At 45.9% G+C, this 24,369-nt stretch carries 20 protein-coding genes, 1 tRNA gene and 1 riboswitch; of the genes, 6 read left to right on the top strand and 15 right to left on the bottom strand.

Annotation, left to right across the window (positions count from 1 at the left end; genetic code table 11):
- Positions 1-40: 40 nt before the first annotated feature.
- Positions 41-730, bottom strand: a complete 690-nt coding sequence (locus ACE1OE_RS14605; RefSeq protein WP_449211493.1) for a TPR domain-containing protein — start codon at positions 728-730, stop codon at positions 41-43.
- 97 nt (positions 731-827) lie between these two features.
- On the bottom strand, positions 828-1,661 hold the full coding sequence (gene ppsR, locus ACE1OE_RS14600; protein WP_372060296.1) for a posphoenolpyruvate synthetase regulatory kinase/phosphorylase PpsR: 834 nt from the start codon (positions 1,659-1,661) through the stop codon (positions 828-830).
- 157 nt (positions 1,662-1,818) lie between these two features.
- Between ppsR and ppsA the strand changes: the two genes are divergently transcribed.
- Positions 1,819-4,209, top strand: coding sequence for a phosphoenolpyruvate synthase (gene ppsA, locus ACE1OE_RS14595; RefSeq protein WP_449211566.1), 2,391 nt, complete (start codon positions 1,819-1,821; stop codon positions 4,207-4,209).
- A 63-nt stretch (positions 4,210-4,272) separates the two neighbouring features.
- Here ppsA and ACE1OE_RS14590 read toward each other — a convergent pair whose 3' ends face one another.
- The 4 genes from ACE1OE_RS14590 to ACE1OE_RS14575 form a co-directional block, all read right to left on the bottom strand.
- The gene (locus ACE1OE_RS14590) at positions 4,273-4,629 is read right to left on the bottom strand and encodes a VOC family protein (protein ID WP_449211492.1); all 357 of its coding nucleotides are present in this window, start codon (positions 4,627-4,629) and stop codon (positions 4,273-4,275) included.
- A gap of 110 nt (positions 4,630-4,739) precedes the next feature.
- Positions 4,740-5,630 (bottom strand): DNA ligase, encoded by an 891-nt coding sequence (locus tag ACE1OE_RS14585; RefSeq protein ID WP_449211491.1) that lies wholly within the window; start codon positions 5,628-5,630, stop codon positions 4,740-4,742.
- Positions 5,631-5,863: 233 nt separating this feature from the next.
- Entirely contained in the window at positions 5,864-6,604 is a 741-nt protein-coding gene (locus ACE1OE_RS14580; protein ID WP_102467899.1) for a chromosome partitioning protein ParA, read from the bottom strand.
- Between the two features lie 62 nt (positions 6,605-6,666).
- On the bottom strand, positions 6,667-6,825 hold the full coding sequence (locus ACE1OE_RS14575; RefSeq protein ID WP_372060297.1) for a hypothetical protein: 159 nt from the start codon (positions 6,823-6,825) through the stop codon (positions 6,667-6,669).
- A 386-nt stretch (positions 6,826-7,211) separates the two neighbouring features.
- Positions 7,212-7,311, top strand: a riboswitch (glycine riboswitch).
- A 117-nt stretch (positions 7,312-7,428) separates the two neighbouring features.
- On the opposite strand from ACE1OE_RS14575, the gene ACE1OE_RS14570 reads away from it, so the two are divergent.
- The gene (locus ACE1OE_RS14570) at positions 7,429-8,802 is read left to right on the top strand and encodes an alanine/glycine:cation symporter family protein (protein WP_449211490.1); all 1,374 of its coding nucleotides are present in this window, start codon (positions 7,429-7,431) and stop codon (positions 8,800-8,802) included.
- 209 nt (positions 8,803-9,011) lie between these two features.
- Here the strand turns inward: ACE1OE_RS14570 and ACE1OE_RS14565 are convergent, their stop codons facing one another.
- On the bottom strand, positions 9,012-10,511 hold the full coding sequence (locus tag ACE1OE_RS14565; protein ID WP_449211489.1) for a bifunctional NUDIX hydrolase/phosphatase PAP2 family protein: 1,500 nt from the start codon (positions 10,509-10,511) through the stop codon (positions 9,012-9,014).
- A gap of 13 nt (positions 10,512-10,524) precedes the next feature.
- Positions 10,525-11,004, bottom strand: coding sequence for a GNAT family N-acetyltransferase (locus ACE1OE_RS14560; protein ID WP_102467902.1), 480 nt, complete (start codon positions 11,002-11,004; stop codon positions 10,525-10,527).
- 288 nt (positions 11,005-11,292) lie between these two features.
- Between ACE1OE_RS14560 and ACE1OE_RS14555 the strand changes: the two genes are divergently transcribed.
- On the top strand, positions 11,293-11,721 hold the full coding sequence (locus ACE1OE_RS14555) for a hypothetical protein (RefSeq protein ID WP_449211488.1): 429 nt from the start codon (positions 11,293-11,295) through the stop codon (positions 11,719-11,721).
- A 71-nt stretch (positions 11,722-11,792) separates the two neighbouring features.
- On the opposite strand, the gene ACE1OE_RS14550 is transcribed toward ACE1OE_RS14555, so the two are convergent.
- From ACE1OE_RS14550 to ACE1OE_RS14525, 6 genes are all read right to left on the bottom strand, one after another.
- Entirely contained in the window at positions 11,793-13,673 is a 1,881-nt protein-coding gene (locus tag ACE1OE_RS14550; RefSeq protein WP_449211487.1) for a propionyl-CoA synthetase, read from the bottom strand.
- 15 nt (positions 13,674-13,688) lie between these two features.
- Entirely contained in the window at positions 13,689-14,891 is a 1,203-nt protein-coding gene (prpF, locus tag ACE1OE_RS14545) for a 2-methylaconitate cis-trans isomerase PrpF (RefSeq protein ID WP_449211486.1), read from the bottom strand.
- 9 nt (positions 14,892-14,900) lie between these two features.
- Complete coding sequence (gene acnD / locus ACE1OE_RS14540; RefSeq protein ID WP_449211485.1) at positions 14,901-17,507, bottom strand: Fe/S-dependent 2-methylisocitrate dehydratase AcnD; 2,607 nt, start codon at positions 17,505-17,507, stop codon at positions 14,901-14,903.
- A gap of 65 nt (positions 17,508-17,572) precedes the next feature.
- The gene (gene prpC, locus ACE1OE_RS14535) at positions 17,573-18,733 is read right to left on the bottom strand and encodes a bifunctional 2-methylcitrate synthase/citrate synthase (protein ID WP_449211484.1); all 1,161 of its coding nucleotides are present in this window, start codon (positions 18,731-18,733) and stop codon (positions 17,573-17,575) included.
- A 111-nt stretch (positions 18,734-18,844) separates the two neighbouring features.
- The gene (prpB, locus tag ACE1OE_RS14530; RefSeq protein ID WP_372060306.1) at positions 18,845-19,744 is read right to left on the bottom strand and encodes a methylisocitrate lyase; all 900 of its coding nucleotides are present in this window, start codon (positions 19,742-19,744) and stop codon (positions 18,845-18,847) included.
- Positions 19,745-19,757: 13 nt separating this feature from the next.
- A complete protein-coding gene (locus ACE1OE_RS14525; RefSeq protein WP_449211483.1) occupies positions 19,758-20,453 on the bottom strand; it encodes a GntR family transcriptional regulator in 696 nt (231 codons plus the stop codon).
- Between the two features lie 294 nt (positions 20,454-20,747).
- On the opposite strand from ACE1OE_RS14525, the gene ACE1OE_RS14520 reads away from it, so the two are divergent.
- From ACE1OE_RS14520 to ACE1OE_RS14510, 3 genes are all read left to right on the top strand, one after another.
- Positions 20,748-21,722, top strand: coding sequence for a tripartite tricarboxylate transporter substrate binding protein (locus ACE1OE_RS14520; protein ID WP_102467909.1), 975 nt, complete (start codon positions 20,748-20,750; stop codon positions 21,720-21,722).
- A gap of 266 nt (positions 21,723-21,988) precedes the next feature.
- The gene (locus ACE1OE_RS14515; RefSeq protein WP_449211482.1) at positions 21,989-22,486 is read left to right on the top strand and encodes a tripartite tricarboxylate transporter TctB family protein; all 498 of its coding nucleotides are present in this window, start codon (positions 21,989-21,991) and stop codon (positions 22,484-22,486) included.
- A gap of 9 nt (positions 22,487-22,495) precedes the next feature.
- Positions 22,496-24,022 carry a tripartite tricarboxylate transporter permease gene (locus tag ACE1OE_RS14510; RefSeq protein WP_449211481.1) on the top strand — a complete coding sequence of 509 codons (1,527 nt, stop codon included), beginning with the start codon at positions 22,496-22,498 and terminating at the stop codon, positions 24,020-24,022.
- A gap of 224 nt (positions 24,023-24,246) precedes the next feature.
- On the opposite strand, the gene ACE1OE_RS14505 is transcribed toward ACE1OE_RS14510, so the two are convergent.
- Positions 24,247-24,323 (bottom strand) — tRNA-Val (locus ACE1OE_RS14505).
- Positions 24,324-24,369 lie beyond the last annotated feature (46 nt).

Raw genomic sequence — 24,369 nt, 5'->3', positions numbered from 1 at the left:
GTCGTCTAAAAAACATAAAGCTAACCCGATTGTTATTCCATTAGAGCAACGCTTTAGCCTGGTTGATTTTTTCGATTAATACGGCGCGTTTCACCCCCTGACGATTCGAATCTAGGATGATCGTCCACTGCGTAATCGCGTCCTCATAACGCGAATTAAGGAAATGGTCCGATGCGATTAATAACAGCGCCGTATCATTTTGAGGATCCATTTCTAGGGCTTTATTCAGCAACACCATAACCTCAGGCGTCATTGACTGCGATGCTGCATAATATTTAGCGGACGCAATCGCGGCATACTGACCGGCGTATGGGTTATGCGACAAACGGATGGAATAATCGAAACAGGTAATCGCCGATGCAAACTCTCGCGTCTGCATATACATCTGACCCAGTGAAAACCAATTTTTACCATTGTTAGGATCTTCCGTTAATGCTTCTTGCAGCTCAGCCATCACCATTTCACCATTTTTAAATGGTGGCAATGTCGGTGCTTCCGGCTGTTCTGTTATTAGTTGCTTCCATACAACCAATGAGACGCCGCAGACCAGTGATGCAAGGACAAGCGCTCGCATCAATGCTTGCCTTTGATTGAGACCCCAATTTTTTTCATCCGTGTGTTTATTATTAGCGTCGCTCTTATTAGCGTCATGTTTACTAGGCGCAAAACCCAAATAAGACACCGCAACGATCAGTAAAAAACAAATGAATACAAATAGTGGAAATAACATACACAAAGCCACAGAGTGAAGAAGTCACTCAGTATACCGCCTCAATACCTTGAGCACGTTAACAACCTATCGAGAATGTGATGACCTATGCTGATCTTTAGAATAAACGTCTCTTCAACCCTGCTCGCTCTAACACTCGCGTTGAAATTTCCTCTACTGACAATGACGAGGTATTAATATACGGAATCGCTTCCCTACGAAACAACGCCTCAACGCTCGCCAGTTCTTGCAAACATTGCTCTGTACTCGCGTAGTCACTGCCTGCCAAACGATTTTCACGGATTTCAGTCAACCGTTCAGGGTCAATCGTTAATCCAAACAACTTATGACGATGAATTTCAAACTCAGGCAACAAACGTAGCCGTTTTATATCGTCATCAATAAAGGGATAGTTCACCACACGCAGACCAAATTGCATCGCCATATAAAGACTTGTTGGGGTTTTACCACTTCTTGATACGCCCAATAAAATGATATCGGCTTGTTCAATGTTCTTCAACGACACTCCGTCATCATGCGCCAACGTATATTCGATGGCGGCAATACGATCAAAGTATTTATCAGAATCTTTAGCAACGCTATGTGAACGCTGTAATTTGGGTGTTGGTTCCATTTTCAGGTCACCTTGCACCTGCGCCACCATGCTTTCCAAGACATCATAACTGTGCGCACACGCCGCGAGTAATTTAGTCCGAATTTGAGGAAGAACAATAGAAAAAAACACGAGGGGTTTAACGCCGTGACGTTCATAAGATTGATTAATTTCTCTAATGAGTTCATCTACCTTATGTTCGCTTTCCACAAACGGAAACGTTTTTTCTCTAGCCGTAATGGCAAATTGCCCCAAAACCACATGTCCCAATGTCTCACAAGTAATCGCTGTTCCGTCAGAAACGTAGAATACGTCACGACTTTGGCCTAAATTCTTCATTTTATAGTTAAGTTATCAGATTATTTTAAGTAGGATGCGTTACATAATATCGATAACAAACCCTAGCATTCAATAACGTCCCCCCACAGTTTTGAAAAATAATGTTAACTATTTTCCAACTGAATACGTAATCGTTTGCTTATTACCCTACGCTGCAATGTTTCTGGAGAAAGACATGCAAAAAAATACCCTCTGGTTCGATGGCCTATCGATGGAAGATGTCGACAAAGTCGGCGGAAAAAATGCTTCATTAGGTGAAATGGTGTCAAACCTTTCTAATGCTGGTGTTTCTGTCCCAAACGGCTTTGCCACCACGTCCCACGCGTTCAATCAGTTCCTAGATTTTGAAAGTCTTGATGAGCGCATCCACGGTTTATTAGATGAACTAGATGTTGACGATGTTGACGCTCTGCGAAAGACAGGTGCAATGATTCGTCAATGGGTGCTCGATGCCCCGTTCCCTGCCAATCTTGAACAAGATATTCGTACTAATTATTCTGAATTGATCAATGACAACCCGGCTTTATCCGTCGCCGTGCGTTCTTCGGCTACGGCAGAAGATCTGCCCGACGCGTCTTTTGCAGGCCAGCAAGAAACCTTTTTGAACGTGCACGGTATTGACGCTGTGCTGGAAGCGACTAAACACGTTTATGCCTCGTTGTTTAATGACCGCGCTATCTCTTATCGTGTACACCAAGGGTTTGACCACCGCGGTATCTCACTCTCGGCAGGCATCCAGCGCATGGTTCGTTCGGACAAAGCCTCTTCTGGTGTTATGTTTACGCTAGACACCGAGACGGGCTTTGACCAAGTCGTATTTATCACGTCGGCTTGGGGATTGGGTGAGATGGTCGTACAAGGTGCCGTCAACCCTGACGAATTCTATGTCCACAAGCCACTGCTTGAAACAGGCCAAGCCCCTATCGTTAAAAAAACGTTTGGGTCTAAACTGATCAAAATGATTTACTCTTCCAATCAGGAAATTGGTAAGCAAGTCGATATCGTTGACACAACAGAGCAAGAACAAAACCAATTCTCATTAACCGATGATGAGATTAAAGAGCTCGCAAAACAAGCGATGATCATTGAAAAACACTATCAACGTCCGATGGACATTGAATGGGCCAAAGATGGTTTTGACGGCAAGCTGTATATCGTACAAGCTCGCCCAGAAACAGTATGCTCACAAAACGAGAAAAACGTTATTGAGCGCTTCCAACTTAACAGCAAGGCTAAAGTGTTGGTAGAAGGTCGCTCAATTGGCCAACGCATCGGCAGCGGTCCTGTTCGCTTAGTGGATTCTCTAGATCAAATGTCATTGGTGCAAGAAGGCGACGTGCTTGTCACTGACATGACGGACCCAGATTGGGAGCCAGTGATGAAAAAAGCATCGGCAATCGTGACTAATCGCGGTGGCCGAACTTGTCATGCCGCGATTATTGCTCGTGAACTTGGTATTCCTGCGATTGTAGGCTGTGGCGATGCCACATCTTCTTTATCAGACAGCTCTATTGTGACCGTCTCATGTTCAGAAGGGGAAACGGGTTACGTTTATGAAGGCGAGCTGGATTTTGAAATCCGACGCTCTGCGGTTGATGAGCTGCCAATGTTACCGACCAAGGTCATGATGAATGTGGGTAATCCAGATCGAGCGTTTGATTTTGCACAGCTTCCTAATGAAGGTGTAGGGTTGGCTCGATTAGAGTTCATCATCAACAAGATGATAGGTATTCACCCCAAAGCACTGCTTAACTTTGATGCACAAACTGAAGCGCTACAAGCCGACATCACTCAACGTATACGCGGTTATCGAGACCCCATCGATTTTTATGTCAGTAAGCTCACCGAAGGCATCGCAACGATCGCGGCAGCTTTTTGGCCAAAACGTGTCATCGTGCGAATGTCTGATTTTAAATCAAATGAGTACAGCAACCTAGTTGGTGGCGCAAGTTTTGAACCGCACGAAGAAAACCCAATGTTGGGCTTCCGTGGTGCGTCTCGATATATTTCACCGGCATTTGAAGATTGTTTTGAGCTTGAAACTCAGGCAATTAAACGCGTCCGCAACGAAATGGGACTGAAAAATGTTGAGATAATGATTCCTTTCGTACGTACGCCAAGTGAGGCCGCATCTGTCATCGACCTACTGGCAAAGTTTGACCTTCGTCGTGGTGAAGAAGGCCTCAAAGTCATTATGATGTGCGAGCTTCCATCCAATGCAGTATTGGCCGATGAGTTCTTAAAGTATTTTGATGGGTTCTCAATCGGCTCCAATGACATGACGCAACTTACCTTGGGGCTAGATCGTGATTCCGGTGATGTCGCTCACCTATTTGATGAGCGCAACCCAGCGGTCAAGGCCATGCTCAAGATGTCGATTGATGCGGCCACCAAAGCTGGCAAATATGTTGGTATCTGTGGTCAAGGACCATCGGATCACGATGACCTCGCGTTATGGCTCATGCAGCAAGGGATCAGCTCTGTATCATTGAATCCCGATACCGTTATTGATACATGGGTTAAGTTAGGTAAAGTCGCAGATAAATAGCGCGGCTCGCTGTAATTAGACTTATTAACGCTTTAGGCGTTGGCGTTACCAGCCAACGCCTTTTTATTTCGACTCCGACCACACTGCGAATTCATTACCACTAGGTTCTAGAAAATGAAAGCGACAACCGCCGGGGAAATCAAAAATTTCACGAATAACTTTGCCGTTATGAGCGATGACTTTTTGATACGTTTCTTGGATATTACTGCTGTAAAACACTAGTAGAGCACCGCCCTGCGCGGATACTGAACTCAAATCTGCTTGGTAGAACCCACCATTTAACCCTTGGCTGGAGAACGCACTATACTCATCGCCATAGTCTTGAAACTCCCAACCAAACACTGCAGTAAAAAATGATTTGCTCGCGCTCAAATCACACGCCGCAAATTCAACATAGTCTAACTTTTCATGCTTACTCATTATGTGTCTCCTCAGTTGCCGTCTTTCGTTGACTGCGTGCCAACGCTAAGGTTCTGCTGGTCATGGATAGAGTATAGAGGTCACCTAAGAAAATACCGTCGAGCGGATCGCTATTCGGGCAACCGAATTCTCTGGTAGCGAGCAAATCTAGGAATGCCGTTTTCTGTCCAACCATTATGTTTGAACGTCACGATATCACCGAGTTTAGGTGGGTCATTTCTTTCTCTATCACTAAATCCCGTCCCAATATAAAACTGGGTCCCACCCTTCAACTCCACTAAAACCGCCCCCATCTTTCCCTTGTACTTTCCTTTCCCCGCCTTATATCCCACGACTGTCGCTTCCGAGTCTTGATTGGTCTTCATTTTTAACAAAGAAGTATTACGACCAGCCAGATATATGCTCATTCGCGATTTCAACATCAAACCCTCACCTCCAGCACGGGATACCGTTTCTAAAAGGTGCTGCAAGGATTCATGCGATTCAATGTCGGTCTGCTCTACACATTTAACATGTTTCACAGACAAGTTTTGACACAATGAAGTAAGAAACTGATAACGCTCTTCAAACGCCCCAATATGATCCGGGGAGTCAAATAACATGAAGTGTATTTGGCGCCATGCCTCGTGGTTAGGTTCGGCGTCTAAGACCGTGCGTTGTACCAATGCAAACTGCCCTCGCCCGGCCCAAAGTTCCCCTTCAACGGGGAAGTTCGGTAAATCCGCGATAAACCAATCAGGCGCATGAAGCTCTCGACCTGAGCGCGAGATTAATTGCTGACCGGTCCAGATTGCACGAATCCCGTCGAGTTTTTCGCTAACAAAATAATCTTGGACATTGATAGTGTGATGATAATTGATTGCGTTGACGACAGCAGGCGCTTTGCCATTATGTGTCGTCAGGTTGGTAGTACTTTCGGACAACACACTGGTCGATAGCATGGCAAGTGAAAGCGCACTAGCCGGAAAGGATAATGGATAACGATAATTAGGCAGGAACAAAGCAAACATCCTATAAGACAGACTAGTTTGCCAATTTACATGCGCGATTCGGATCAAGCATTAACATGGCCAAAGAAACTCGACCCATTACGAAGGAAGTCATTATCGCGTTTATTATCAGTTACATAAACGATGTAACTGGGTCAATAACACTACTATTTCACAGCGCCAGACGAGGTTCATTTGTTATCAGCATGGGGCTAAAATCAAATGAACCTATACTAAAACGTGCGTTATTGGATACCAAGCTCTTGCTTAAGAGTCGCAATATGGTTGAGATCCATATTGTGTACTTTGAGCATTTGGTCGATTTGGCTTAATCTTGAATTTACTTTGTCATTACGATCGCAAGAATCAGATTTTGCGTCCCATGATGTGCCCTCTAAAAACAAATCACAGTCTTTTTTCAACGACTTACTCTCAGGTAAAAGCTTAGACTTTTCCTGTTCTAACACGGCAACTTCTGTTTTCAACTCACTTTCACGTTTGAATAACTCTTGAGATTGTTCAAACATTGAACTTTGAATATCGGTTTTTCTCACAAGTTTGGTGTTCTTTTCTTCCTGAACCACAATCGCTTGCTTCTGGTTCGCTACCTGTCCCTGCAGCGCTTTATTATCTTTTTCTAGCTTAGCAACCTTGTCATTCAGTTGCTCCAGCTCAACTTGATGCGCCTCGACTTTGGATTCGACTGCCTTACGTAGCTTTAATTGCGCGTCTGAATCGGCTTGGGCAAGTTGGTCCTTAAGCGCTACATCATGTTTTTGAGTCACCTGGAGTGAATTTTGATAGCGAGTATCAAGCTCTTTATAGCGCTGCTGCCAATCGTTTTGGGTGATAGTTGCACCAATCAGTCCCCCAGCGGCTAAGCCTAGTGCAGCAGCAATACCAATGTACAAACGGGCACGTTTGTCTTTTTGTTCAATAACAACTACTTCTTCATCGTGTTGTTGATTTTCAGTTTTATTTTCCATACGGGCCCCTTGTAAAGCGTGTACATACATTTTCTATTTGAGAGGAATATTTCGCGTACCGCTTAACGAATCAGTTCAGTGACCACGAGCGTGGCGACATAAACGGCAAAACCTGACAACAAGGTGACAATGACACCTTTTTGTACTTTTTCATTCGTTCGATACCTAAAAAGTATAAATGCCAACGCAATTAAAAATACAATAGCGATTAAACGAGTCATAACAGCTCCTTTAGCCACAAGGCTAAAAAGTACACAAAATAGCGTATTTCCAAAGGGTTACCTTGACTGTACGCTACTCTAACTTAATACAATTTGCGTTAAGTCAGAAACTTGTTCAAATATAACAAATGGCGGACCAGAGCACTCGATTTACCGAAATAAAATTGTAAATTTATTCATGACTTATCTATTTAACTGCGCTACGATTGCTCCCGCAGATTATCTAACATTAGATAATTGTTCCGATGAAGACAGCAGGAGAGAGGTTATTAACTAAATTACTACATTTAGTTAACCAAACCCACCGAAGAAGTAAATCTTTCAGGTGCTTTATTCTGAGAAATCAGACTTCGATTTAATCGAAGTATAAAGTGAGGACTGTTGTTGGAGGAACCTCTGGAGAGAACCGTTAAATCGGTCGCCGAAGGAGCAAGCTCGACGCATACGTTGAGTGAAACTCTCAGGCAAAAGGACAGAGGAGAGAATAACAACATTGAACAACTCACCGTTTTCATGAGTGGTAATGTACGTTGGATGCTTGCGTCTAATGGATTACTGCCGTTTCTCTCTTCTCCTTAAATTATGTTTTATTAAGGGGAAATCATGAACAATCTACAATCTACACTTCAAACCATCGACAATTTTGTCTGGGGCCCGCCACTTTTAATTCTGCTTGTGGGCACGGGTATCTATTTCACACTGAAACTTGGCTTACTGCAATTTAGATATTTGCCAACCGCACTCCGTCTCGTCTTTTCAAAAGATAAATCCACTAATGGCGATATTTCTAGCTTTGCAGCACTTTGTACTGCTCTCTCAGCGACCATCGGCACCGGTAATATTGTTGGGGTAGCCACCGCAATTAAACTTGGCGGACCTGGTGCGCTATTTTGGATGTGGCTTGCCGCTGTGTTTGGAATGGCGACTAAATATGCGGAATGTCTGCTGGCGGTCAAATATAGAAAGGTCGATGACAAGGGCCAAATGCTGGGTGGCCCTATGTACTACCTTCGCGATGGCGTCGGCTCTCGCGTGCTCGCGACAATGTTTGCCGTTTTCGCGTTAGGCGTCGCGTGTTTCGGTATTGGTACATTTCCACAGGTGAATGCCATCCTTGATGCCAGCGAGATTTCATACGGTATTTCGCGTGAGATCTCAGCAACGGTACTGACATTGCTCGTCGCCTTTGTGACGTTAGGTGGTATCAAATCCATCGCGAAAGTCGCGGGCAAAGTGGTCCCTGCCATGGCTGTTTTCTATGTTATTGCCTGCATGAGTGTCATCATCATGAATGCTGATCAGTTGCTGGCGGCCGTGACGCTCGTGGTAACTTCTGCATTTACCGGCACCGCAGCAACAGGGGGGTTTGTTGGCGCGAGCATCATGCTTGCGATTCAATCGGGCATCGCACGTGGGGTGTTTTCCAACGAGAGTGGATTAGGAAGCGCCCCTATGGCCGCCGCCGCTGCGCAAACGGATAGCTGTGTGCGTCAGGGCTTAATATCAATGACCGGTACCTTCATCGACACCATCATTATTTGTACGATGACCGGGTTAGCGTTGATTCTAACGGGTGCATGGCAAAGTGATTTTGCTGGCGCAGCGATGACAACCCACGCCTTCGCGGTGGGTTTAAACAGTGACACGTTAGGCCCATTATTAGTGTCTACTGGCCTAATCTTCTTTGCATTCACCACCATCCTGGGTTGGAACTATTATGGTGAACGCTGCGTGGTTTACTTAATGGGCACCAAAGCCGTACTACCCTATAAAATTATCTTCGTCGGCTTGGTTGCCTCAGGGGCATTCTTGCATCTCGACATGATTTGGATAATTGCTGATATTGTGAATGGTTTGATGGCTATCCCTAACCTAATTGGCTTAGTTCTTCTTAGACATGTCGTCATTGAAGAGACCAAATTGTATTTTTCTCAACAACGCGATGGTAAGCAATCGATGCAACAAGCTTCACTGTAACCATGCTCCTAAACAGTGGTCACTTAGGAACACCGTTTAAATGCACAAGGCCACTCGTGGTGGCAAGTTGTGATGTGATTGCTGATAGTTCATCCGTTAATTTCTAGGCGGGACTGACAAATAAAAAAGGGCATCGTCATGGAAGCGATGCCCTTTCAAATCACTTGAATATCTTTATGTCACATTCTGGAATAAGTCATTTTAGGATGTTAACGACGAAGACGAAACACCAACATAACAAGCGCGGGAACGGCTACCATAATTGGCAATACTGCCGTATGTAGTAATAAAGAACCGATGCTACTGTACGAAATCTGAGCTTCAACTGAAAAGTAACCTAAAAGCAGAACAAGAGTAATGCTAAGTGAACACAATAATTCTTTCAGACACATCACCGATCGAGGCGCACAAAACTGGCTCGCAATGGAAAAAAGTAACATACCCAACGTCAAAGCAAGCCAACTTAGAAACATAGGGTACGGCCAAATCATTGATATCGTCCCCGCCACTGCTGTCATAATGAGCCAAAGGGTTACTTTGGTAAACGTATAATCTTCACTCACTGCAATACTTAAATAGTGACGAATAAAATGCCAGGACACCAACGCCCCTAGTATTGCTCCAGCTAGCATATCCGATAAGAACGAGGCACCACTTATAAACTGGTAAAAAGCGAGCAATGCCATCAGTGCTATCGCCACAATAGTAAACACTCTCACAAGTCTTTGTTTTATCTGAGTTATCACAATACTTGAGATACATACCCAATTTGCCAAATACAAATCAGGAAAACTGAAACCACTACGCTCAGTAAAGTTAATCGACGGTATGTAGGCATGAGGAACAGGAAAGGCAAACCCTTGTTTGACCACTAAGATAAACAAAGAGGTCGCTGTGACAGCAAACACCAATTGCGCAGTGAAATACCGTCCCCACAACCAAATAAATAATGGCAGAAACGACACAAGCAACAACGGTTGAGTGAGAACTTGAAGAATTCTACCACCAGCAATAATAATATCTCTAAGCCAGATTGGCGCATCAATAACGGCTTCTTGTGCACTTAGCAACCACCCCAACTCGATCTGATGTAACTTAGGCGCAGCGCTAATAAGGTTATCAACATATTGCACAGGCTGATGCGACGCATTGTAAAGTACCGCTACGACTTGTGGCCATTGCTTTGGGTAACGGTAGTCTGATGGAGTAATCGCATTAGGCGCAACAAACCGAGCACTACGAACTTCGACTCCGTAATGAGGGGCAAAATATATTGGTAGCTCCACCCCAATGCCTGTGTTGTTTTCTTTGTAAGCAATAACATCAGACTCGGCATCGCAGTCGTAAAAAACAGCCGTGCGAGTTCGTAACAGTTCAGAGCCAACGTTGACGACGAGCCCCGCCTCTTCCCATGTTTCACGCTGCGCGGCATGGCGCGGGTTTTCATTGTTGTCAATCGTTCCACCAGGTAGAGAGAGCTTCCCTGTCACGATTTCACTGACCAAAAGAATACGGTCATTATTGCGGACGATACAAAGCGCCCCTCTCACACTCGACGGCAAAGGCTCGTCCGAAAGAGAAACTAAAGGCATCGAAATAGCGTCACCTTGCGTGGTCGTTGATAGAGACTCAACGTTGGCAACCGCAAAGCTGATATGTAAAAGTGTAAGCGAAAGTCCAAGGACTAGATGGCTCAAAAATTGAGTCACAAAACTACCTAAATTATATTTTTTTTCTAAGACAATGAATGTGCGAAGAAAATCCCACATTTTTATACAAATTGAGTGCAGGCTGATTAAAGTCCCATACTTCTACCATGAGTTGCTTAACGCCGAGTTCTTTCAGGCGTTGCTCTACACTGCACAACAACGCTTTGCCAAGACCGATATTTCGATATTTAGGCTCGGTATAAAGCTCATCCACGTTACCAACGAATATAGGCTTGCTAATCGGTGAGGTAAGCTCACAAAATTGTGCGCTGACAAAACCAATGATGTCATCACCAAGCTCCGCGACCAAGACTAAACAATCCGGGGAATCCAAATAACGAGCAATACTTTTCTCTTCTTGAACTTCATCTGCCGTTTTAAAGTCTTCGGGCACAGCATTATGATGATGCTCATGCAGGGCATGCATCAGTTCATTGAGCGTTTCTATATCCGCTAGCTTTGCTGCGCGTATTTTATAGCTGGATGATGTCATAGCGTTATGAATGTAATACAGAGTGAAGGAAGCGACCAAAAATGTGCGCACAGTGTGAGGGTTTTGTCAGGTATGTGCAAATGAAATTCTAATCGTGATCTCACTGAGGCGTGATTTGGGGAGGATATCACATTAGTAACAAATCACGACAACGTTGACAGCTATACTAATGGTACCTGTCTTATTGATACCAGCGTCCGTTGTTCAGTTCCCCTGTGTAACAATGCAGCCTCACTTAGCGGCCCCTGCTTGACGTTAATCCGCCAGCAGTGCACGAAGGAGTTGTTTATGAATCGGTTATCTTCCTCCAAAGCACTAATTTTATCTAAAAAACAAATACTTTCTTGGTATTTTCGCATACTGTTATCGACTGCTCTGATCTCTGGGCTATCTTTCACTAATCGGTTAAACGCTAAACCCAACACCTCCTCTGACCAAACAGCATTCATCCCGATAAAGTGTCTGCTTAAGGGAAGTACTGATCATTTTTGGTTTTATCAAACGCAACTCATTTATCAAAGTGACCAATTCGCTCTATTTCAAAACTTCAAAGGGCGGGTTGTAACGCAGATTGATCTCACAAACGGTCAGTTTAGCCGCACCACTTACATTGGTGCCCCCTTCACAGCAAAACACCAAATACTATTTGGTCGCTGTCAGGAACCGGCTCACGTACTCAAACTATGGGCAGTGAGCACGATCCCTTTTGATCAGTAAATAGAAATTGAATTCGTTAACTATTGCGTAAACGAGCGTTTGTATCAGTTAACGTTTAACAGCCTTGCCTGTTAATTGCTATGCAACGCATCCTCAATTTCATTTAGACTTGCGGGATCATCAATGGTCGATGGAACGACGTAAGCCTCACCATCTGCAATTTGACGAATGACACGACGAAGGATTTTTCCTGAGCGGGTTTTCGGTAATCGTTCAACCACCAACGCATGCTTAAAACACGCTACGGCACCAATTTCCTGCCTAACTTTGCCAATCAGTTCACCTTGCAGCGCTAGGCTATCAATTTTCACCCCATCTTTGAGTACCACCAGGCCAAGTGGTAACTGCCCTTTTAATTCGTCATGAACACCTACGACTGCACACTCCGCAACGGCAGGGTGCCCACCAACTATCTCTTCCATCTCTCCAGTAGACAACCTATGACCGGCCACATTGATGACATCATCCACTCGCCCCATGATAAAGAGATAACCATCATCATCAAGATAGCCCCCATCACCTGAAACGTAATAGCCTTCAAACTGGCTCAAATAACCGGACTCAAATCGGTCATGGTTTCGCCAGATCGTGGTGAGACAACTCGGTGGCAATGGCCTTTTCAAAGACACAAAACCTTGCTTACCGGCTGGTAAAGCCTCGCCTAACTCATTTAATATCTCAACCGTAAACCCTGGACTTGGGAGTGTTGATGAACCCGCTTTCACTGGCATGGCCTCTAAACCAATCGGGTTACTGGCAATTGCCCACCCTGTCTCAGTTTGCCACCAATGATCGATCACCGGCTTTTTCGTATGCGTCGTCACCCACTCTAAGGTTGGCGGATCTAATCGTTCGCCCGCCATAAAAATACTGGTGAGATTCGTTAAATTGTATTTCTCTAGCTCTAGCCCGTCCGGGTCCTCTTTTTTTATCGCCCGAAAAGCGGTCGGGGCAGAGAACAGTACATCAACATGGTACTCATCACAGACGCGCCAAAATGCACCCGGATCAGGCGTGCGTACGGGTTTACCTTCGAACAAGATGGTCGTACAGCCATGTATAAGGGGGGCATAAACAATATACGAGTGGCCAACTACCCACCCGACATCTGATGCTGCCCAAAACACGCCGTCAGTGGGCATGTCATAAATTGCGCTCATCGAATATTTCATGGCTACCGCATGTCCACCGTTATCACGCACCACGCCTTTTGGTTTGCCTGTTGTACCTGACGTGTAAAGAATATAAAGCGGATCCGTTGCCAGCACAGGCACACAATCATGAGGTCGTGCTTCTTGATACGCCACATTCCAGTCAACGTCTCTTGCTTGAGTGAGTTCTGCCACACACTCAGGCCGTTGCCATATCACAACACGATCAGGTTTCCATCGACTGTCCATTATGGCTTTGTCGACTAAGGGTTTATAAGGTAGGACTTTGTTCACTTCAACACCGCAGGATGCAGTGAGAACGACTTTAGGTTCAGCGTCTTCTAATCGCACCGCTAATTCATTGGGCGCAAAGCCACCAAAAACGACCGAATGAATGGCGCCGATACGTGCACAGGCAAGCATTGCAATCGCCGCTTCAGGGATCATCGGCATATAAATGACAACGCGGTCTCCTTTTTCAACGCCCTGTTCTGCCAGCATTCCCGCAGTTTTCGCAACGCGCTCTCTCATTTGAAAATAGGTAAAACGCTGCTTAGATTGAGTGACGGGGGAATCGTAAATGAGCGCCGTTTTTTCGCCACGCCCCTGTTCACAATGGTAATCAAGTGCCAACCAACACGTGTTCATAACGCCATCAGCGAACCAACGTTCAATACCGTTGTCATCATAACTGAGAGTCGTTTGGGGAGGCGTAAACCAATCGATTAACGCGGCTTGAGCTTGCCAAAAAACTTCTGGCGTTTCTTGTGCACTTTGATACGCTTTTAAATATTGAGACATTCCTTTTCTCCCTGATTATTCGTTAGCGTCAACGATGTAGGCAGGGACACGAACCCAACCTTCCATTAAAATACGGGCACTACGGCTCATGACAGCTTTCTCCACTATCCAGTGCGCCTCTTTTACTTCAGACTTCGCTCCAACGGTTAATGTGCCAGACGGGTGACCAAAAGTGACGGATTCTCTCACCTCTCCACCTACGGCTCTGTTCACAATAGTACCGGGGACACTTGCAGCAGAAGCAATGGCAACGGCCGCCGTCCCCATCATGGCATGATGCAACTTGCCCATCGAAAGCGCTCTCACCAAGACATCAATATCGTTTGCTTTAACACGCTTCCCGCTCGATGCCAGGTAATCTTTCGGCGTGCCAACAAACGCAATCTTTGGAGTGTGCTGCCTATGTTCAGCCTCTTGTAGGTCGTCAATTAAGCCCATTGCTAATGCACCATAGGCTCGAATGGTTTCAAATTTATTCAAGGCAGACGTATCACTATTGATGTCTGATTGTGTTTCAGTACCCAGGTATCCTAACGCTTCGGCGTCCATGAAAATGGTGGGAATACCGGCACTGATCATGGTGGTTTTAAATTGTCCAACGCCCGGTACGTCTAATTTATCAACGACATTACCGGTCGGGAACATCGAGGTGGCATCATCACTAGGATGATGAAATTCGACCTTTATTTCCGCCGCTGGATTCGTTACGCCATCAAGTTCAAAATCGCCATGTTCCACTACTTGTCCATTTTTAATCGGGACATAAGCAACAATCGTTTTTTGAATGTTGGCTTGCCAGATTTGTATTGCCACCCATCCATCATGAACAAGCCGCTCTTCGTCAATTAAGCCCGCATGGATGGCGAATGGCCCCACGGCAGCCGACAGATTTCCGCAATTGCCACTCCAATCCACAAACGCAGTTTCAATACCAACCTGACCAAACCAGTAGTCGACATCGTGATCTTGATGGCGGCTTTTTGCGACTAATACGGTTTTGCTGGTACTCGAGGTTGCCCCACCCATACCATCAATTTGTTTGCCATACGGGTCAGGGCTACCAATCACTCGCATCAACACCTTGTCGCGAATAGTACCGGCTTGCTGGGCCTCTTTCGGCAAATCTGCGACGTTAAAAAAAACGCCTTTGCTTGTTCCACCACGCATGTAGGTGGCGGGAATCCGTAACGACGGGGCTTGTGATGTTATCGACTGCATATCGCCTCCTTAATTAGCTAAAAAGTCTTGCGCGAAGCGTTGTAAAACCCCACCGGCATGATAAACATTGACCTCATCTTCAGTGTCTAATCGGCACGTCACCGGTACATCCACACGCTCACCGTTAGTGCGTGTGATGATCAATGCAACATCGCCGCCCGCATCAATATTACCAGCAACATCGTATTGCTCAGAACCATTCAGGTTTAACGTCTTACGGTTAGTGCCCGATTTAAACTGCAGCGGAAGCACCCCCATCCCGACAAGGTTTGTTCTATGAATACGCTCAAACCCTTCCGCGACAATCACTTCAACACCCGCCAGCCTCACTCCTTTCGCCGCCCAGTCACGTGATGACCCTTGCCCGTAATCCGCTCCGGCCACAATGATCAAAGGTTGCTTACGCGCCATGTAGGTTTCAATGGCTTCCCACATGCGCGTGATTCGTCCCTCTGGCTCTATTCGAGTCAGTGATCCCTGCTTCGGTTCACCGCCCTCTAATACCATTTCGTTGAACAACTTCGGATTGGCAAAGGTCGCACGTTGCGCGGTTAGATGGTCACCACGGTGTGTTGCATAGGAATTGAAGTCTTCTTCTGGAACCCCCATCGATGTGAGGTATTCGCCCGCCGCACTAGACGCTAGGATGGCGTTAGAAGGTGACAAGTGATCGGTGGTTATATTGTCACCCAATACCGCCAGTGCGCGCATACCGTGCAAGGAACGTTTTCCTGCCAATGCTCCTTGCCAATAAGGAGGACGGCGGATATACGTACTTTGTGGTCGCCATTGATAAAGCGGTTCACTTTGTACATGGCTGTCTTCTAACTTGAACATCTGAATGTAGACTTGCTTGAATTGCTCAGGTCTCACGTGTTGATTCACTACGGCATCAATCTCTTCGTCAGTCGGCCAAATGTCATGCAAGTAAATAGGCTGTCCCTGATTATCGTACCCTAGCGCATCTCTCTCTATATCAACGCGCATCGTACCTGCTAACGCATAGGCGACCACTAAAGGTGGCGATGCCAAAAATGCTTGTTTCGCATGCGGGTGAATACGCCCATCAAAGTTACGATTCCCCGATAGAACCGCTGTGGTATAAAGGTCTCGCTCAATGATTTCTTGTTGGATTGTTGGATCAAGCGCGCCGCTCATACCATTGCATGTGGTACATGCATAGCCCACAATGCCAAAACCAAGCTGCTCTAGCTCAGGCAATAACCCCGACTCTTCCAAATACAACTTAGCAACCTTGGAACCCGGCGCAAAGGAGGTTTTCACCCACGGCTTTCGTTCCAACCCTAAGGCATTGGCTTTCTGTGCAATGAGCCCTGCGGCAACGACATTTCTTGGGTTACTGGTATTGGTGCAAGAGGTAATTGCGGCAATAATGACAGCACCGTCAGGCATGACGGTTTCATCCGCGTCATGGCGTCGCTCATTCGGTTGATTGGTACGAGCAAAACCATGCAGAGCAAGCTCTGACGTAGGCAAGCGTCGATGTGGATTTGACGGGCCAGCGAGGTTTCTTTCAACGCTAGACAAGTCAAATTCGAGTTCTCGCTCATAATGAACTTGAGTGAGATCATCGGCCCACAGCCCAGCTTGCTTGGCATAGTTTTCCACTAAGGCAACCTGTTCGGGTTCGCGGCCAGTTAACGTTAAATAACGGATGGTTTGTTCGTCGATATAAAACATCCCTGCCGATGCACCATACTCAGGTGTCATATTGGATAGTGTAGCGCGATCACCTATCGTCAAATCTTTTGCGCCTTCGCCAAAGAATTCTAAATAACACGATACCACTCCAGCGTGGCGTAAGAACTCCGTCATTGCCAAGACAATATCGGTGGCAGTAATACCAGGTTGCCGAGTGCCCACCAGCCTCACACCAACAATATCAGGCATACGCATCATCGAAGGACGCCCTAACATTACTGTCTCAGCCTCTAGCCCCCCTACGCCAATGGCGATAACACCAAGCGCGTCAACATGAGGGGTATGACTATCGGTACCAACACAGGTATCAGGAAATGCCACACCGTCCTTTAATTGAACAACAGGCGACATTTTCTCTAGGTTAATTTGGTGCATAATCCCATTACCCGCGGGGATAACATTAATGTTTTCAAATGCCGTCTTGCACCATTCGATAAAATGGAATCGGTCTTCATTTCGACGGTCTTCAATGGCTCTATTTTGAACGAACGCATCAGGTTCGAAACCGGCATGTTCGACCGCGAGTGAATGATCAACAATAAGTTGTGTTTCCACCACAGGATTAACCTTGGCAGGGTCTCCGCCTTGCTCGGCAATCGCATCTCGCAATCCAGCCAAATCGACTAAAGCCGTTTGGCCCAAGATATCGTGGCAGACGACTCTGGCAGGGTACCAGGGGAAATCTACATCTTGTTTGCGCTCAATAATTTGCTTAAGCGCTCTTGTCAATTGCTCTGGTGGACAACGGCGGACTAAGTTCTCCGCAAACACACGCGCACTGTACGGCAGCGTCTGATAACTATCAGGCTGGATATCGTCAATGGCCTGTCGTACGTCAAAGTAATCGACATTAGAGTTGGGGAGCGGCTTCCTATAAGAGGTGTTTATCATCATGATTACTCATTGCTGTGCATTCCGTGTAACCGGCGCATTTATGGACTATTGGCTCGTGTTGTTGGCTAGGCTTGAACTGATTCGCGCGCCTCATGTTTATCCCGCAGCTCAATAGGTACCCACGGCATACTTTCTGGTCCTTCATAATCAGCGCTTGGTCGAATGATGCGGTTATTCGCGCGTTGCTCAAAGACGTGAGCCGCCCAGCCGGTCAGCCTGCTCATGACAAAAATAGGCGTGAATAATTTGGTGGGAATATCCATAAAATGATACGCCGATGCATGAAAGAAGTCGGCATTACAAAACAAGCCTTTCTCGCGCTTCATTACCATTTCTACTCGTTCAGACACATCGTATAAATGTGTATCGCCCACTGATTCAGACAAGGTTTTCGACCATGATTTAATGAGCGCATTTCGCGGGTCGCTTTCACGATAAATCGCGTGACCAAAGCCCATGATTTTGGCTTTATCTGTCAGCATTTTCATGATGTTATCTTCAGCTTCGGTCGCACTTTTCCAGTCTTGAATCATATCCATTGCCGCTTCATTAGCACCGCCGTGCAGCGGACCGCGCAGAGTACCAATAGCTGCCGTCACACAAGAATGAATATCCGATAACGTTGACGCGCAAACTCTCGCGGCAAAGGTTGAGGCATTGAATTCATGCTCGGCATATAAAATCAGTGAGCAGTGCATCACTTTTTTATGAAGTTCCGACGGTGTTTGCCCTGTTAGCATTTTGAGGAAGTAACCACCAATGCTGTCTTCAGAGCAATCGTCGGTATTAATCCGTACCCCGTCATGGCTGAAGCGATACCAATAGCAAATAATGGCCGGAAATAGGGCCAGCATTCGCTCCGTTGCCTGTTGTTGAGTAGAAAAGTCATGCTCTTGCTCTAAGTTGCCCAGCATTGAACATCCTGTTCTCATCACATCCATAGGGTGCGCGCTCGCGGGTATCAACTCCAACGCTTGCTTGAGAGGCTCAGGAAGACCACGCAGTGAGGTCAACGTCGACTTATAAGCGTCCAATTCCTGTTGCGTTGGCAAATGGCCTTGTAGTAACAAGTAAGCGACTTCTTCAAATTGAGCATGCTGAGCCAGATCAGTAATGTCGTAGCCACGGTAGGTCAACCCCGCGCCTGACTTCCCCACGGTACATAATGACGTCACCCCTGCGCTCTGGCCTCTAAGCCCGGCTCCACCGATAGTTGAATTTGGCATGTTGAACTCCTTTTCGACTTTCCACGTTTATTGCCCTTTGCGGGTCTATGTGGAAGTGTTTCACATAATAATTGGATTAATTTTTCAAGATGTGCCGATGCTAATAAATCGTTACACCGACGGATCGTTAAATAATTGGTCTAACTTATCTTCGTATTGATGATAATTGAGGTGCTCATAAAGCTCGGCGCGGGTTTGCATATTCGGAATCAGCGCCTCCTGATTGCCCTGTGCCAACAAATGTTGATAAACATTTTCCGCCGCTTGATTCATTGCTCTAAAGGCCGACAACGGATACAGCACCATATCTACGCCAGCATTGGCTAACTCATGACAACCAAATAAAGGCGTTTGACCAAACTCAGTGATGTTCGCCAAGATAGGAATGTCTCTGTTTGTCGCCTCTGATAGCGCGGCTTTAAACTGTGTGTATTGTTCCAACGTGGTCATGGCTTCTGGGAAGATCATATCCGCTCCTGCTTCAACACAAGCAATTGCACGCTCAATGGCGCTATCCATTCCCTCAACCGCCAAGGCATCCGTGCGAGCCATAATCACAAAGCTTTGTTGTGTTTTGGCATCCACCGCCGCTTTTATTCGGTCTTGCATCTCTTGCATGGAAACAATGGCTTTGTTTGGTCGATGACCGCAACGTTTTTGTGCGACCTGATCTTCAATATGCACGGCCGCCGCGCCTGCTTTTTCCATCGCCTTTATGGTACGGGCAATATTAAAAGCGCCACCAAACCCTGTATCAATATCAACTAAAAGTGGCAGGTCACAGGCGTTAGTAATACGCTCAACATCCACCAGCACATCATTGAGTGTCGTAATACCCAAGTCGGGTAACCCATATGATGCGTTAGCAATGCCGCCACCAGATAAATACACCGCTTGGTGTCCAACATTTTTTGCCATCATGGCGCAATACGGGTTCACCGTACCGACAATCTGCAATGGCTGGTTATTAGTGACGGCGTCACGAAATAATTGTCCTGGAGATGTAGACATGTCATGTTGCTCCCTATTCGTCGTTGTCATTTAAATGCTGTTGTATTAATGCTTTGCTTCGAGAGATATGGCGTCGCATTAATAACTCAGCCAACTCTTCATCTCGATTTTTAATCGCATCAAGGATAAATAAATGTTCTTTCAATGCCGATTCAGGGCGAGAATGTGTTCTCGGCGATTGATATCGGTACATGCGCAGCAAGTGGTACAACTCATTGCACAGCAAATTAATAAGTTGGTTATTCTGGCTTGCTTTAATAATTTGATAATGAAAATCAAAATCACCATGTTGATGAAAATATGAAGCGCCATCCACCTCATCGATATGTTCAGAATGCTGATCAAGCAGCAGTTCGAGTTGCTCGACTTCTGACATCGTTATGTGCCGCGCCGCGAGCCTTGCGGCCATACCTTCAAGAGCCTCTCGTACAGAATAAAGCTCCATGAGCTTAGTTTGTGATAGGGTAATCACCCGCGCACCAACATGAGGAATCCGCTCAATAAGCCCAAGTCCTTCTAACCTCATTATCGCTTCTCTTAATGGGCCTCTGCTCACCGAAAAGCGCTTTGCTAGCTCCGGCTCAGATATTTTCATTCCCGATGGAATGTCACCATTCACAATATTTTCGATTAACAACTCAGTTAAATTTTCTGACTTTGTTACTTCTTTTATGACGGTGTCATCTTGACTTGCAACCTTCATATCCATCCATTTCTCACTCAACCGCTTATCCACATTGTCGACAATAACTTTTATAGGGTGAAATTTAAGCACTCTTTCGATCAAATATCAACCACATTGTCGACAATGTAGACTAATGTCTAATACTTCTCGCCCTACGTGAACAGTATGAACAAAATCAAATCTATGCTCTTTATTCTCAATATCGTCTCTATATTGAGCTGCCATTAACAATTCAATAACCTTTAAGCAACCCATAGACGTCACCAGCAACCGTGAAAAAGCTGGCAGACTACGATAGTCAACATAAGGAACGTGAACATGTTTAAGGCATTTAAACCTGCAGTAGCAGCTTCAATTATCTCCGCTACCCTATCTTTCGGCGCATACTCCGCCGATGTCGATAAGATTCATTTCTTGATCCCTGGTGGCGCAGGCGGTGGCTGGGATATGACCGCTCGAGGAACGGGCGATGTGTTAGTCAAAGCCGACATTGTCGACAATGTGTCTTTTCAAAACTTATCTGGTGGTGGGGGCGGTAAAGCAATCGCTCATCTCATTGAAACGGCCCAGCGCCAAGAAGATACCTTGATGGTAAATTCTACCCCCATCGTCGTGCGCTCTTTGACCGGAGTATTTCCACAGTCTTTTCGAGATCTCACTCCTGTTGCCGCGACTATTGCTGACTATGGCGCGATAGTGGCATCGGCTGACTCTCCCTACAATACTTGGGAAGATGTCGTTGCTGACTTTAAAGAAAATCCAAAAAAAGTAAAAATTGCCGGTGGTTCAGCACGAGGCAGTATGGATCATTTAGTGGTCGCGGCGGCATTCAAAGGAGAAGGGTTTAACCCTAAGAAGGTTCGCTATATTGCTTATGATGCGGGCGGAAAAGCGATGGCGGCATTGCTGTCCGGTGAAACGCAACTTCTTTCCACTGGCCTAGGTGAAGTATTAGAAATGTCTAAGTCTGGGCAAGTAAAAGTACTCGCTGTAACCGCACCAAAGCGCTTAGAAGCAGCGCCAGACATTCCAACCTTAACCGAATATGGCAATGAAACTGTGTTTGCTAACTGGCGTGGATTCTTTGCCGCTCCCGGTATCAGCGAAGAAAAAGTCAATGAATGGAATGCGGCGTTAAGCAAGATGTACGACACCGAGCAATGGGCGGTTGTCCGCGACCGAAATGGCTGGATTGATAACTATAAAGCCGATAAAGACTTTTATAAGTTCCTAGAGGATCAAGAAACACAAATGGGTGCCTTAATGACCGAACTCGGGTTCCTAAACAAATAGCGACCTTGGCACATTTGGCGATGAGATGACATCTCTTCGCCCGCTTCTTTGCCGGCTATAAGACACAATAACGAACCCTTCAGTTCATTTTGTGACTCGCTGTACTCCTTTGTTTAATTGGGTATCACTGACGCTAATCTTACTCACTGACACTCAGTTCATGAGATTACGTCAACTACCCACTTGGGTCGAGCACCTATCGCCCCCTTATGGTCGGCTTTTTTCTTTGTTCAATTTTTATCGCTAAATAGTTGTTGGAGTCCGTTATGCCAGCTTTCACCTCTAGTACGTTTACCAAACAGAATCTCCTGTGCCGTGACCGCGTGGGTGCGATGATTTTTCTTATTTTTTGCCTTGGTTATGGATACCAAGGATCGTTAATCCCAATGTTCCCTGGCGACGAATATGAACCTTTCACCGCCCGCACGCTTCCGACCATTCTTGCCTTTATTGGCGTCGGCCTATCTTTGTTATTGTTGGTCACGGGGCAACCCAATCATAAAAATGCAGACAACAAAAACCTGAACTGGTCGTTGCTATCGGGATTCATCATTTTGATGGCGCTGTATGGTGTCGGGCTCACCTATCTTGGTTTTGTACTGGCTACCGGCTTCTTTCTTATGTTCGGTTTTTATTTACTTGGTGAACGACGCAAAAAAATCCTGTTCGGCGCTTCGTTTCCTTTTGTAATCGCTTTTTATCTTATGCTCACTCAGGGTTTAGACATCTACCTTGAACCCGGCATTATTTTTACTCTTTGGTAGGACACCATTATGTTAGACGGAATTTTACAAGGCTTGTCCACGGCCATTATGCCGATGAATATCATGATGGTGATCGTTGGTTGTTTTGTTGGTACTTTCATTGGAATGCTACCAGGTCTTGGCCCAATCTCAGCAATTGCATTGATGATCCCTATTACTTACGGGTTAGACCCATCATCAGGTTTGATTCTGATGGCTGGCGTGTACTATGGCGCGGTATTTGGAGGGTCAACCTCTTCAATTTTAATTAATGCGCCGGGTTGTTCTTCCACCGTTGTTACCGCATTTGATGGCTATCCTATGGCACGTAAAGGCCAGGCAGGTAAAGCCTTAGCTTTAGCGGCCTATTCATCATTTACCGGCGGTACACTTTCCGCAATCATGTTGCTGTTCGCCGCACCAGCGTTAGCAAAAGTCTCGTTGAGCTTTCAGTCTTCTGATTACTTTGCTCTTATGCTGGTCGGCCTATCTGCTGTGGCTGCTTTTGCTGGTAAAGGGCAAGTCATTAAAGCATGGATGATGACGATACTGGGTTTAATGATCTCAACCGTTGGTATTGATAAAGGCGTTGGTGTTGAACGCTTTACATTTGGCCTGACCGATCTTATGGACGGCTTTAGTTTCTTATTACTCGCGATGGCTACGTTTGCCTTGGGTGAAACCCTAATGGGCGTATTGAAACCAGAAAAAGACACTCGCGGAGAAGAAAAGAGCCTAATGAGTGACATTGGTAGTATGAAGGTGACTAAGGAAGAGTTTAAGGAAGTCGCTCCCGTGTCTATTCGCTCCTCCATATTGGGTTTTTTCACTGGCGTCTTACCTGGCGCTGGCGCAACCATTGCTGCGTTTTTATCCTATGGGATGGAACGAAACCTGGCTCCTAAAGAAAAACGAGACGAGTTTGGTAAGGGCAGTATCCGTGGTTTAGTCGCTCCTGAGTCCGCGAACAACGCCGCATCAAGTGGCTCATTTGTTCCTTTGTTGACGCTGGGTATCCCCGGTTCAGGCACTACCGCGATTATGCTAGGCGCATTGATTGCTTACGGAATACAGCCTGGTCCTCGCTTATTCGTCGAGCATCCCGATGTCTTTTGGTCTGTGATCATTTCCATGTACTTTGGTAATGTCGTATTGGTAATTTTAAATCTACCTTTGATTCCGTACATCTCAAAACTGCTTGCCGTACCAAGGACTGTACTACTACCAATGATTATCTTTTTCTCTATCACTGGTGTTTACCTTGTCTCATTCAATACTATGGACGTGTTTATCATGATCTTAGTCGCGATGGCGGCAATTGCTCTCAGGTTAGCGGACTTCCCTCTTGCACCTCTGCTGCTCGGCTTTATCTTAGGCGGCCTAATGGAAGAAAACTTACGCCGCGCACTGTTGATTGCCGACGGCGAGCTAAGCTTCCTGTGGGAGCGTCCAATTACGCTAACCTTTACTTCGATTGCTGTTGCCGTGTTGATTGGACCCGTCATCATTTCGCTTATCAAGAAATACTTCTATCAACCGAAAAAGGTAGTGTCTTAAACAGAATAACGCCTTCCCTATAAGGGAAGGCGTTATCGATAACTAAGCTACTTGGGTAACACGTGGCTAAGTCTTTTAGGATTAATTTGTTGTTACGCGACCACTAAAACCAACATTGTTTTCACAGCAAATCTCGCCATTATTCAGTATGCTTGGTCGTCTATATAACGCTAAATTTTAAATACAAAAAAGCCCACATATAGTGGGCTTTTTTGTATTTAATTTGGTGCCCGCTACTGGACTCGAACCAGTGACACCTTGCATGTCATGCAAGTACTCTAACCAACTGAGCTCAGCGGGCGTTGTCCTCCAAGGCTGCCTCACTATGCACATCTGGAAAGAAGGAA

Source organism: Vibrio sp. E150_011, from assembly GCF_053544015.1.
This window is presented reverse-complemented; position numbering and strand designations above follow the sequence as displayed.

Excerpts from the sequence above, each read along its gene's own strand:
- ACE1OE_RS14520 (WP_102467909.1), top strand. The coding sequence starts at position 20,748 with ATGTTTAAGGCATTTAAACCTGCAGTAGCAGCTTCAATTATCTCCGCT.
- prpC (WP_449211484.1), bottom strand. The coding sequence starts at position 18,733 with ATGCCAAATTCAACTATCGGTGGAGCCGGGCTTAGAGGCCAGAGCGCA.
- ACE1OE_RS14525 (WP_449211483.1), bottom strand. The coding sequence starts at position 20,453 with ATGGATATGAAGGTTGCAAGTCAAGATGACACCGTCATAAAAGAAGTA.
- ACE1OE_RS14605 (WP_449211493.1), bottom strand. The coding sequence starts at position 730 with ATGTTATTTCCACTATTTGTATTCATTTGTTTTTTACTGATCGTTGCG.
- ACE1OE_RS14580 (WP_102467899.1), bottom strand. The coding sequence starts at position 6,604 with ATGGAAAATAAAACTGAAAATCAACAACACGATGAAGAAGTAGTTGTT.
- ACE1OE_RS14555 (WP_449211488.1), top strand. The coding sequence starts at position 11,293 with ATGAATCGGTTATCTTCCTCCAAAGCACTAATTTTATCTAAAAAACAA.
- ACE1OE_RS14575 (WP_372060297.1), bottom strand. The coding sequence starts at position 6,825 with ATGACTCGTTTAATCGCTATTGTATTTTTAATTGCGTTGGCATTTATA.
- ppsA (WP_449211566.1), top strand. The coding sequence starts at position 1,819 with ATGTTTCTGGAGAAAGACATGCAAAAAAATACCCTCTGGTTCGATGGC.
- acnD (WP_449211485.1), bottom strand. The coding sequence starts at position 17,507 with ATGATGATAAACACCTCTTATAGGAAGCCGCTCCCCAACTCTAATGTC.
- prpB (WP_372060306.1), bottom strand. The coding sequence starts at position 19,744 with ATGTCTACATCTCCAGGACAATTATTTCGTGACGCCGTCACTAATAAC.
- ACE1OE_RS14550 (WP_449211487.1), bottom strand. The coding sequence starts at position 13,673 with ATGTCTCAATATTTAAAAGCGTATCAAAGTGCACAAGAAACGCCAGAA.
- ACE1OE_RS14570 (WP_449211490.1), top strand. The coding sequence starts at position 7,429 with ATGAACAATCTACAATCTACACTTCAAACCATCGACAATTTTGTCTGG.
- ACE1OE_RS14515 (WP_449211482.1), top strand. The coding sequence starts at position 21,989 with ATGCCAGCTTTCACCTCTAGTACGTTTACCAAACAGAATCTCCTGTGC.
- ACE1OE_RS14590 (WP_449211492.1), bottom strand. The coding sequence starts at position 4,629 with ATGAGTAAGCATGAAAAGTTAGACTATGTTGAATTTGCGGCGTGTGAT.
- prpF (WP_449211486.1), bottom strand. The coding sequence starts at position 14,891 with ATGCAGTCGATAACATCACAAGCCCCGTCGTTACGGATTCCCGCCACC.
- ACE1OE_RS14510 (WP_449211481.1), top strand. The coding sequence starts at position 22,496 with ATGTTAGACGGAATTTTACAAGGCTTGTCCACGGCCATTATGCCGATG.
- ACE1OE_RS14560 (WP_102467902.1), bottom strand. The coding sequence starts at position 11,004 with ATGACATCATCCAGCTATAAAATACGCGCAGCAAAGCTAGCGGATATA.
- ppsR (WP_372060296.1), bottom strand. The coding sequence starts at position 1,661 with ATGAAGAATTTAGGCCAAAGTCGTGACGTATTCTACGTTTCTGACGGA.